The sequence below is a fragment of the Algibacter pacificus genome, from assembly GCF_008033385.1.
Taxonomy (GTDB): domain Bacteria; phylum Bacteroidota; class Bacteroidia; order Flavobacteriales; family Flavobacteriaceae; genus Algibacter; species Algibacter pacificus.
This window is the reverse complement of record NZ_VOGY01000047.1, coordinates 1-1,112: the sequence shown is the minus strand read 5'-3', so window position 1 is coordinate 1,112 and position 1,112 is coordinate 1. Positions and strand designations below refer to the sequence as shown.

Genomic DNA, 1,112 nt, shown 5'->3' with positions numbered 1-1,112 from the left:
AGCGATTCAGCTTTAACTACAGAAGTAGGATCAGGAGCAAACTTTACAACACCAGCATTAACAGCAACAACAACATATTATGTAACTGTAACAGGTACAGCAACATGTGAGAATGCAGCAGGAACAGGAAAAGAAGTTGTTGTAACAGTAAATCCTTTACCAGTAGTTGCTATTACAGGTGATACTGAAATATGTGTTGAAGGAACTACGCAGTTATCACCCACTACAGGAGGGACTTGGGTAAGTAATAATATAGCAGTAGCAACTGTTGATGATTCAGGACTGGTTACAGCAATGGCACCAGGGAGTACTACCTTTACCTTCACAAATACAAATGGATGTGCAGCTACAACTGAAGCTGTATTGATAAATCCTTTACCAACAATATCTATAAGTAATGCAGCAGCATGTTCAGCAGATTTATTAACTTATGATGTATCCGTAGAGGTAAGTTCAGGAACGGTAACATCTACCTCAGGAACAGTAGCTAATACCTCAGGTAATACTTGGGCGATCACAGGGGTAACCTCAGGAACAGATATCACCTTAACGGTAGAAGATGCTAATACTTGTTCAGAGACCTTAGCTATTAACGCACCAGATTGTAACTGTCCAGTAGTGGATGCACCAATATCAGGAGGCGATCAAGCAACCTGCTTATTAGATCCAGCACAGACATTAACAGCTACGGCAACTGTTAACGCAGGTGAAGTTGTAGATTGGTATGCTTCATCAACCGGAGGAACTCCAGTAACACCAGAATTAACAGGAGTAGGTACAGCAACTTATTATGCAGAAGCAAGAAATACAACCACAAACTGTGTAAGTTCAACACGAACAGCAGTAAACTTAGAAATATATGCTTTACCAACGATAACAATCAGTTCAGCGGCAGCATGTTCATCAGATTTATTAACTTATGATGTATCCGTAGAGGTAAGTTCAGGAACGGTAACATCTACCTCAGGAACAGTAACCAATACCTCAGGTAATACTTGGGCGATCACAGGGGTAACCTCAGGAACAGATATCACCTTAACGGTAGAAGATGCTAATACTTGTTCAGAGACCTTAGCTATTACCGCACCAGATTGTAACTGTCCAGTAGTGGA

General features: G+C 40.9%; 1 protein-coding gene. It reads left to right on the top strand.

All coding sequences use genetic code 11. The annotated features are described in order from the left end of the window. Window positions 1–1,112 (top strand): Ig-like domain-containing protein (locus FQU21_RS17320; RefSeq protein ID WP_147679293.1); only part of this gene is annotated, 1,112 nt, incomplete at both ends.